The sequence below is a fragment of the Prosthecobacter sp. genome, assembly GCF_014879935.1.
In the GTDB taxonomy this organism is placed as follows: domain Bacteria; phylum Verrucomicrobiota; class Verrucomicrobiia; order Verrucomicrobiales; family Verrucomicrobiaceae; genus Prosthecobacter.
In genome coordinates this window covers 1-10013 of sequence record NZ_JACSRD010000283.1, presented here as the reverse complement: position 1 = coordinate 10013, position 10013 = coordinate 1, and the positions used below count along the sequence as shown (strand labels likewise).

Below are 10013 nucleotides of genomic sequence, written 5' to 3'. Positions count from 1 at the left end.
CACTCTCTCGGCAAACGGTCACAGCCTGAAGCTGCACTCCACGTAGCTCGGAATTCCGATTCCGAGGCGCGGCCTTCGCGGAATCGGTTACGAAGTCGCGAAGCGAATTCCGCGCTACATCGCCGCCGCGCAAGCTCCAGTGCGTGAGAAATGCAGGCTGGCCAGCCTTGGAGCCCAAAGTCAGCGCCAACGGCGCGGCATTCCTCAGCCCACGGGCGAAGCCCTGGGTTTGCGAACCCACGAACGCCCTTTCGATCGGGGTGAAGCCCTGCAAGGGCGGGACCCGACTCAGGGGGATCTTGGCAGATGAATCGTGACTGCGGGAGCATGGTGTCGAGTGCCGCCCTTGCAGGGCTGGCTTTTCATCATCGGTGGCAGCGGGGACATGGATCCCGGGATTGCATCCCGGGCTGAGGAATCACGCGCCGTTGGCGCTTCACACGTCTTTGGGCCCTTCGGGGCACGTCACGGGACAGACCCTTGGGAGCCGCTCGCCGCCCTGCACGCCGTTTTTCCCGCCCTGCACGCCGTTTGGGGCTCCGTTTGGCCCCAAAAGGTGGTTTTCCGAGCCACGGAGGGCTCCCTCCGAGCCATGGAGGGCTCCCTCGGAGTCACGGAGGGCTCCCTCGGAGTCACGGAGGGCTCCCTCGGAGCCACGGAGGGCTCCCTCCGAGCCACGGAGGGCTCCCTCGGAGTCACGGAGGGCTCCCTCGGAGCCACGGAGGGCTCCCTCGGAGCCACGGAGGGCTCCCTCGGAGCCACGGAGGGATCCCTCCGAGCCATGGAGGGCTCCCTCGGAGCCATGGAGGGCGCCCTCGGAGTCACGGAGGGCTCCCTCCGAGCCATGGATGGCTCCCTCGGAACCACGGAGGGATCCCTCCGCGTGACGGAGGGGTGGGTTTTTGGCGGTGTCACCCTGGGGACCGATCACGGGGCCAGGACGTCAGGGAGCAGCCAAGCCATGCCACATTCAACCACAGGTCAACGGCGGCCGCCTCACCAGCCTCACCGCCCGGTAGGAAGGCAACCTTTGCGATGTGGCAGGGACCCTGAAAAGCCGGCGGCTGTAGGGACACCAGGCTTTCGATCCCGGTGCCAGGCCTCTCACATCCACCAGTCTGGGTGGATCGGTGAACGGGGTGCGCACGTATCCCGGCAGCCCGGGAATGACCCGCCCGAACGGCAGGACCTCACAGCGCTGGCGTGAAACGGAGGGCGGATGGCCACGGGCGGACAGGCGGCACGAGACCAGCGTCATCGCGCAAGTGGCCAAGGCGATGCTCGTGAGGCTGAAGGAGAGTGTCGTTTTCATGCCCGGCGATGGTTCTGCCTCCCAGCCACGTTACGCCGCCAGGCGGAGGAAGGACGAGAAAACAGGATCGTGCATCGCCGTGGCCTTGCCGATGACGCGCTGACACTCCGAAGCATTCGAGACGAGGCCACCCGATGGCTACCGGCCCTGGGAGTCCGCCGCTTCAAACTTCCGGTCCGTCAGCGTCTTCAAAAACGCGATCACCGCCTTCTTCTCCTCCGCGCTGAGGTGCAGGCCGCCATCGGGGTGTTTGGCGAGGTTGGGGTCGAGCGTGTCGGTGCGCTGCACGCCTTCGCTGTAGTGGTCGAGCACCTGTTCCAGCGTCTGAAAGCGGCCGTCGTGCATGTAGGGCGCGGTGAGGGCGATGTTCCGCAGGCTGGGCGTGGCAAAGGTGCCGCGGTCGAGCGCGCTTTGGGTCACTTTGAAGCGGCCGAGGTCCGTTGCGTCGATGGCGAGGCCGTTGTTCCGGAACTGATGATCGGTGAACAGCGCCCCGCCGTGGCAGTGAAAGCAATCCGCGCCCAGGCTGCCCATGCGCGGCTCACGTTCCATCATGAAGAGCTCAAACCCGCGCTGTTCTTCCGCGCTGAGCTTGCCCTCGCCACGCATGACGCGGTCGAACTTCGAGTCGTGGGAGGTGAGCGTGAGCAGAAAGTTCTCCAGAGCGAGGCCGATGCGCTCCGGCGTGACCTGCGCTGTGCCAAACGCACGCTCGAAATCAGCGGCGTGGCTCTTTTGCAGCTTCGCCACCACGTGGGGCAGCGTCTCATCCATCTCCAGATGATCCTGGATCGGCATCAAGGCCTGCGCACGCAAGGAGGGTGCGCGACCGTCCCAGAAGAACTCCTTCTTCCACGCCAGATTGAAGAGCGGCATGCCCTGCCGTGTTCCGGTGCGCCCTTCCACGCCGAGGCTGAACCGCCGTGGATCGGAGAACGCGCTCGAAGCCGGATGACACGTGGCGCATGAAAGCGTGCCGTCGCGTGAGAGCGCCGGGTCGTTGAAGAGCTTCTCGCCGAGCGCCACGCGTTCGACCAGCAGCGGATTGTCACGAGGCAGGGCCGGCACGGGAAAGCTGCGGCTCATCTGGAACCGAAACGGCGTGTGTTTCGCCGGCAGGTCGATCGGGCGGATGTCGGACGGGCGGGCGATGTCCGGCACGTGGCTCGTCATCGAGCTCAAAGCGAAGGCCGCAGGCAAATTGGCCACCAGAGCGGCTGCGATCGGGTCCTTCGGCTGCGAATGCGTGGAAACGCCATCCTTGGCGAACGACAGCGGCTTCACGCCTTGGATGAGCGTGGCGACATCGAAGTTGATCTCCGCCGTGGCATCGCCCCTGAGGTCAAAGTCGCCCTTCACCACCACCGGCGTGCGGTTGGCATCGCGTGCCAGATGGTAGGAGAAGCCGCCGGGCTTTCCATCCGCGCCGCGCCAGCTGCCTTCCAGCGCCAGGAAGATGTAACCGCCCTGCCAGCTCCAGTGCAGGCCGTTCACATTCGGATTCAGCGGATGATCAGGCGCGTATTGCGCCGGATTCGCCGCATTGGTCGTAGAATCGAGACCCACATGAAAACGCAGGGCGCTGTAGCGGCCCGCAGGCACATCCGGCAGCGCGAATTGCGTGCGTTTCTTCAGCGCGTCCATCCAGGCCACATGCCCGGGCCCTTCCATCCAGGTGCCGTCGGCCCGCTGCAGTGCGAAGCCGCTCATCAGCCAGCTCGCCCGCGTGATGGAGTAGGTCTCCGCTGCGTTCGTGCGATAGCGCAACGAATCGAGCAGCAGCGGCTGCTTTTCCGCCTCGTGCCGGATCACGCCATGCAGCGTGACCGCCTGAGCGGGCAGGCTGAGCAGCAGAAAGACGAGGTGGCGCAACGCAGGCATGAGACGTGACGAATCACGTCCTCTGTTCTACCGGATCGTGCCGGCCGCGGTCAAGCCGGATGGCGCCGGACCGAGCGTGAATTGGCGAGTCCAGCGCGGAAGTTGTCTCCACGACAGCCTCCACCATAAACCGCAGGCTGGTCGTCGTTTTGACCGCCATGTCCCTCCGCCTCTCACCCCTGCCATGGATCCCGCTTGTCCTCGCGAGCGCTGTTTTCGCCGAAGGCAAGGTGCGCTTCAATCGCGACATCCGTCCGATCCTGTCGGACACGTGCTACCACTGCCACGGTCCTGACAAAAACGCCCGCAAGGGCGAACTGCGGCTCGATCTGCGCGAGGAGGCGCTGAAACCGGCTGAATCGGGCGACATCCCGATCGTGCCTGGCAAGCCGGAGAAGAGCTCCATCATCGATCGCATCTTCACCAAGGATGAGGATGACCTCATGCCGCCGGAGAAGGCTCACAAAAGCCTCACGGAAGCCCAGAAGGCGCTCTTCAGGCAATGGGTGGCCGAGGGCGCGGCGTATGAGGCGCACTGGGCCTACACGCCGCTGGAGAAACCGCCCGTACCGGAGGTGACGGGGGCGGAGTTTGCCATCCGCAATGCCATCGATGCCTTCATCGCCGCCAAGCTGGTCGAAAAGGGCGTCCGGTCACCTTCGCCGGAAGCCGATCGTGCGATGCTGGTCCGCCGTGTGTCGCTCGACATCACCGGCTTGCCGCCGACTCCGGCGGACGTGGCAGCCTTTGTCGCGGACCCGTCTGACGCTGCCTATGAGAAGCTGGTGGACCGCCTCCTGAAGAGTCCGCACTTCGGCGAGCGCTGGGCGGCGTGGTGGCTGGACGTGGCACGCTTCGCGGACACCGTGGGCTTTCACGGCGATCAGAACCAGCGTGTGTTTCCCTTCCGCGATTATGTGATCAACGCCTTCAACTCGAACAAGCGCTTCGATCAGTTCACGCTCGAACAGCTCGCGGGCGATCTGCTGCCCAAGCCGACGACCGAGCAGCTCGTGGCGAGCGGCTTCAACCGCCTGAACATGATGACGCGTGAAGGCGGGGCGCAGCCGAAGGAATACATCGCCAAGTATCAGGGCGATCGCGTGCGCACCATCGGCAATGCCTGGCTCGGCTCGGGCATGACCTGCTGCGAGTGCCACGATCACAAGTATGACCCGCTCACGCAGCGCGACTTCTACTCCCTCTCCGCCTACTTTGCCGACATCAAGCAATGGGGGGTGTATGCGGACTACAGTTACACGCCAAACCCGGATCTGAAGGGCTGGAGCAACGAGCATCCCTTCCCGCCGGAGATCGAAGTGGACAGTCCTTATTTGAAAAAGCGGCAGACACGCTTCGAAGGCGAACTGGCGAAGCATCTGACTGCGACCACCAAGCGGCTCGATGGCGATGCCAAACAGAACGCGGCCTTCGCGCAATGGATCAAGCAGGTCCAGGCCTTCGCAAAGGCGAATCCCTCCGGCTGGCTGACTCCGAAACCCACCGTGGTGCTGATGAAACCGGCCGCGCCGGCACCCAAGGCCGACGGCCGAGCTCCAAGGCCCGCCAAATCAGCGCAGCCTGCGGAAAAGGCCGCTTCAGATGCCAGCATTGATGAGCAGTCGGTCATCCGCCTCGCCCGCCTGCCGGGCAAAGGAGAGTCCTTCCGCATCACGCTGCCCATGGGTGCGGGTCGTGTGTCTTCCATCCGTCTGGAGGCGCTCCCAGGCCCGAAGGGCGAAAGCGATCTGGGCAACGGCGCTCAACGTCAGGGCATTCGGCTGTCAGCCAGTGTGAAGCCGGTGAAAGGTGCCGAGAGAAAACTGGCGATGCACTTCGCCGACGCGGATCACAAATCGGTGCGCTACAACAACGGGGATGAACTGCCCGGCGTGACGAACGGTTGGAAGCTCGATCCGCTGGCAAAAGGCACGCAGACGTCCGTGTGGGTGCTTGATCCGAATCAACCCGTCGCTGCAGGCGAGACACTGATCATCACACTCGACACCGATCTGCTCGTGCCGCTGCGTTTGTCCGTTTCGCCGCTCGCGGATGGCGATCCGATGCAGGTCGCGAGTGCGGCGATGCTGAAGGCCGTGAAAGCTGGTGATCGCGCCGCGCTCTCTGAAGGTTTTCTGTTGGCGACCGGCTGGAATGCTGATGCTCTGGCGAAATTCAAGCAACTGCACAACGAGATCCTTCTCTGCCACAACGGCAAGGCCTGGACGCAAGTCACGGCGGCCATCAAAGAACCGTTGACGATTCACATCCTTCCGCGCGGCAACTGGCAGGACGAGAGCGGCCCGGTCGCGGTGCCGACCACGCTGGGCATCATTCCGAAGCTGGGCACGGCGAAGAAGAATCAGGATCGCACCGACCTCGCGCGCTGGCTTTGCTCGAAGGAGAATCCGCTCACACCGCGCGCGGTGATGAACCGCTTGTGGAAGCAGTTCTTCGGCAATGCGCTCTCGCTCGTGGTGGACGACCTCGGCGCGCAGGGCGAGCCGCCAAGTCATCCCGAGCTGCTCGACTACATCGCCGCCGAGTTCCGTGACAGCGGCTGGGACATGCAGCACATGATGAAGCTCTTCGTCATGTCCGCCACGTATCGGCAGAGCAGCAGTCTCCGGCCGGAGTTGCGCGAGATGGATCCGAACAATCGCCTGCTCTCCTCGCAGAACCCGCGTCGTCTCGATGCCGAGTTCGTGCGCGACAACGCACTCTCCGTCGCCGGACTGCTCAACCTCGATGACATCGGCGGCCCGAGCGTGAAGCCGTATCAACCCGGCGGTTATTACGCGAACCTACAGTTCCCGAATCGCGATTACGCGGCGGACACCGACGAGCGCCAGTGGCGGCGCGGCGTTTACATGCACTGGCAGCGCACCTTCCTGCATCCGATGCTGGCGAACTTCGACGCGCCGATGCGCGATGAATGCACCGCGAACCGCTCGCTCTCGAACACGCCGCAGCAGGCGCTCACGCTGCTGAATGATCCAACCTTCGTCGAAGCTGCGCGCGTGTTTGCGCTGCGCCTGCTCAATGAGAAGGGCGATGACGCCACGCGACTCACGCGAGCCTATGAATACGCGCTCGCACGCACGCCGAAGGACAAGGAGAAGGCATCGCTGCTCGCCCTGCTGAAGACGCAGCGCACTGAGTTTGCCAAGACCGAGGACGATGCCGTGAAACTGCTCAAGGTGGGCCTCACACCTGTATGTGGTGACTGCACCAAGCCCGCTGAAGTCGCCGCGTGGACGACCGTCTGCCGTGTGCTGCTGAACCTCCAGGAAACCATCACCCGCTACTGATTCACCGCCATGAAAACGCTCTACGATCAAGCCGCGCACGAGCTGTCCATCAAGCGTCGCGCCTTCCTCACGAACTCCGCGTATGGACTCGGCGGCATCGCGTTTGCCTCACTGCTTAACAAGGCCAACGCCTCCGATGGCGTGCTGAAGAAGCTGCACTTTCCGGTCAAAGCGAAGCGCGTCATCCATCTCTGCATGGCCGGTGGTGCATCGCACCTGGAGACCTTCGACTGGAAGCCGGAACTGAAGCGACTCGATGGTCAACCGTTCCCTGAGTCGTTCACGAAAGGCCAGCAGCTCGCGCAGTTGCAAAACACCGTGCTCAAAGCGCGCGGTGCGTTTTGCGATTTCCATCCGCACGGTCAGACGGGCAACGTGATCTCCGATCTCTTTCCGCACATGGCCTCGGTGGCGGACGAGCTTTGCATCATCCGCTCAATGCAGACCGAGCAGATCAATCACGACACCGCGCACGCGTTCATGAACACCGGCTCCATCATCAAAGGCCGGCCGAGCATGGGCTCGTGGCTGCTGTATGGACTCGGCTGTGCGACGGATGAACTGCCCGGCTTCGTGGTGATGACCTCCGCTGGCAAAACGGGCCAGCAACCGGTGTCCGCCCGCCAGTGGAGCAGCGGCTTCCTGCCTAGCAAGTTCCAAGGCATTCAGTTCCAGTCGAAGGGCGATGCGGTGCATTACCTCGGCAATCCCGACGGCGTCTGTCAGAGCACGCAGCGTCAGATCGTGGAGGAGGTGAAGCGCTTGAACGGCATCTTCGCCGAAGACCACGTGGACCCCGAGATCGCCACGCGCATCTCGCAGTATGAGATGGCGTTCAAGATGCAGTCGTCCGTGCCTGAACTCACCGACATGAGCAAGGAATCGCCCGAGACGCTGGCGATGTATGGCGTGAAGCAACCGGGCGACGGCTCCTTCGCCAGCAACTGCCTGCTCACGCGCCGCATGATCGAGAAAGGCGTGCGCATGGTGCAGCTCTACCATCGCGCCTGGGATCATCACGGCGGCCTCGTCGAAGGCATGAAGTCCGCCGCGCTTGATGTGGACCAGGCCTGCGCTGCCTTGATCAAAGATCTCAAACAACGCGGCCTGCTCGAAGACACGCTCATCCTCTGGGGCGGCGAGTTCGGCCGCACGCCGATGGGCCAGGGCACCGGCCGCGATCACCACATCCTCGGCTTCAGCGTCGCTCTCGCCGGCGGTGGCATCAAGCCCGGGTCGTATGGCAGCACCGACGACCTCGGCTATCGCGCCGTGGAGAATCCTGTCAGCGTGCATGATCTGCACGCCACGATGCTCGCTCTCATGGGCATCGAGCACACGCGATTGACCGTGAAGTTCCAAGGTCTCGATGCTCGCCTCACCAGTGTGGCGGGGAACATCATCAAGAAGATCATGGCGTGATGTGACCGGCTAGGGTGGCACGATCATCCCTTCATCTTTCGTCTCCGTGTGCCACTTTTTGAAGGCGGTCATCAAACGATCGAGATGCGGCTTCGCGGCGGGATCGGTGGCGAGGTTGCGGAGCTGGCCGGGATCGTTTTGGAGGTCGTAGAGCTCGATGAGCGGCGGATTCCCGCCGAGGGCATGCGGATCCATCGTTTGCAGCATGCTGTAGGCATCCGGGAAGTCGGCTTTGCGGCGGACGAGCTCGCCATAGACGCGATTGATCCACGGTTTCATGTCGCGGAGGTCGGCGTTGATGACTTTGGGCTCGTCGAGGCGGCTGCGGAGGATGAGTTGATGCGTGGCGTCGAGAACGGCGCGTTCTTCCATGCCGCGTTTCTGATTCAGCGAGCGACCGGAGACCTCGGCGAAGATGAAGTCATGCCCTTTGGCATCGCTTTGGCCTTCGATGAGCGGTTTGAGGCTCTTGCCATGCAAAGGAGCGTCGTAGGCAATGCCGAGCACGTCGAGCAGCGTGGGCAGCAAATCGAGTTCGCTGACCAAAGCGTCACTCACGAGCGGTTTCGCGCCTGGAAGCCGAATCACGAGCGGAACATGCAATCCGAAGTGATAAGGCGTCATTTTGCCATGCGGATAGGCCGGGCCGTGATCGCCCATGAAAATGATGATCGTGTCCGATTCGGTGCCGGAGTCGCGCAGCGCATCGAGAGCCTCGCCGACGGCTTGATCGGCTTTTTGCACGCCATCGAGGTATTCGGCCCAATCGCGACGAATGACCGGCGTGTCCGGCAGATGCGGCGGCAGCACCACTTTGGCCGGATCGACGCTGATGGGCTGCTTCTCGCTGTTTACAAACGGGCGATGCGTCGAGGTGATGGTGTTGTGCATCAAGAACCACGGTTTGCCCGCCGCACGCTTGATGGTGCCGTTCAACGCCTGCTTGGCAGGCACTTTCGGGAAGAAGTCATGATATGGAAACCGCTCGTTCGGCGAGACATGCAGCTTCCCGCTCACCGCAGCGTGATAACCCGCCTTCACGAGCACCTCGACGAACGTCGGCGCGGTGCTGCGGATGCGCGTGTGCAGGTAAGGCGGCGACTTTTTCTCCGCGTCGGTGAGTTTTTCGGCGCGCTTCAGGTAGTTGTTCGTGTTGTTCACGAGGCCGTTCACATGGCTGTGCAAGCCCGTCATGATGCAGGCCTTCGACGCCGAGCACACCGGATACGCGACATACGCCCACCGAAACAGCGTGCCGCTGGCCGCCAGCGCATCCATGCGCGGCGTCTGGATGTCTGCGGTGCCGAGCGCACTCATGTGAGCGCCCTGATCCTCGGTGAGGATGAAAAGGATGTTCGGCGTGGCCGCAATGAGCGGGGGGGCGAAGGCCAAGAGAAACAAAAGAAACTTCATGCGACTGGTGGATAACGATTGGCCGCCACTGAATTGATCGTGAGAATCAGCTCCGGCTTTGCGCGGTAGAAGCAGTAGATGGCCACGCTGGGAGCGGTCTTTGTAGCCACAAAGAAATGAGCCGACCCGGCGACGTGAACTCCAGAGCGGCTCAGTCGAAGCACCTCGGTTCACCTCGTGCCAGCAGCGCTCCGATGAGAATCAGGACAACGAGGAAACGGACCGCATGAAGGGGGGGACGTCTCCCGACTTCAATTCTTCTGAGGCATCTCCACCTCCGCCAGTTCCCGCATCGCACGCACGGCCATGAGTTCGCAGTTGAACCACATCGTGGGTGGATTCTGCATGACCCAGGTTTGATAGCGGCCGGGGGCTTTGGGGGTGGATTGGGTGTGGGTGAGCGTGGCGGCGAGGGCTTTGGCCTTTTCGAGGTGGAGTGGATCATTCGTCGCTCGATAAGCGGCGAGATACATGCGCATCAGTTTCGCGCTGCTAGCACACACGGGCGCCCAGCAACGGTATTGCTCGAGCACACACGGGAGCATCCAGCGCTTCGTGCGGGCGGCGGCGGTGCCGTCGTCGTTTTGCTTGTTCGGCGTGTCGGCGGGCGGTTGCGACCACATGACGAACTGATCTTCGGCGAAGCGGATCAAATCGAGCGCGAGCTGGCGCTT

General features: G+C 63.1%; 7 protein-coding genes. 3 read left to right on the top strand and 4 right to left on the bottom strand.

What is annotated here, in order from left to right; genetic code table 11:
* On the bottom strand, window positions 1–274 hold a 274-nt coding region (locus IAE77_RS30470; protein ID WP_294235390.1), incomplete at its 3' end, for a hypothetical protein.
* Window positions 275–1166: 892 nt separating this feature from the next.
* On the opposite strand from IAE77_RS30470, the gene IAE77_RS30465 reads away from it, so the two are divergent.
* Window positions 1167–1415, top strand: a complete 249-nt coding sequence (locus IAE77_RS30465; protein WP_294235388.1) for a hypothetical protein — start codon at window positions 1167–1169, stop codon at window positions 1413–1415.
* 35 nt (window positions 1416–1450) lie between these two features.
* Here the strand turns inward: IAE77_RS30465 and IAE77_RS30460 are convergent, their stop codons facing one another.
* On the bottom strand, window positions 1451–3193 hold the full coding sequence (locus IAE77_RS30460) for an MbnP family protein (protein WP_294235386.1): 1743 nt from the start codon (window positions 3191–3193) through the stop codon (window positions 1451–1453).
* Between the two features lie 158 nt (window positions 3194–3351).
* Between IAE77_RS30460 and IAE77_RS30455 the strand changes: the two genes are divergently transcribed.
* Entirely contained in the window at window positions 3352–6504 is a 3153-nt protein-coding gene (locus IAE77_RS30455) for a PSD1 and planctomycete cytochrome C domain-containing protein (protein ID WP_294235384.1), read from the top strand.
* A gap of 9 nt (window positions 6505–6513) precedes the next feature.
* Window positions 6514–7926 (top strand): DUF1501 domain-containing protein, encoded by a 1413-nt coding sequence (locus IAE77_RS30450; protein WP_294235382.1) that lies wholly within the window; start codon window positions 6514–6516, stop codon window positions 7924–7926.
* A 9-nt stretch (window positions 7927–7935) separates the two neighbouring features.
* Here IAE77_RS30450 and IAE77_RS30445 read toward each other — a convergent pair whose 3' ends face one another.
* Together IAE77_RS30445 and IAE77_RS30440 are read right to left on the bottom strand one after the other, a co-directional pair.
* The gene (locus tag IAE77_RS30445; RefSeq protein ID WP_294235381.1) at window positions 7936–9318 is read right to left on the bottom strand and encodes a sulfatase; all 1383 of its coding nucleotides are present in this window, start codon (window positions 9316–9318) and stop codon (window positions 7936–7938) included.
* 272 nt (window positions 9319–9590) lie between these two features.
* Window positions 9591–10013 (bottom strand): hypothetical protein (locus IAE77_RS30440; protein WP_294235379.1); only part of this gene is annotated, 423 nt, incomplete at its 5' end.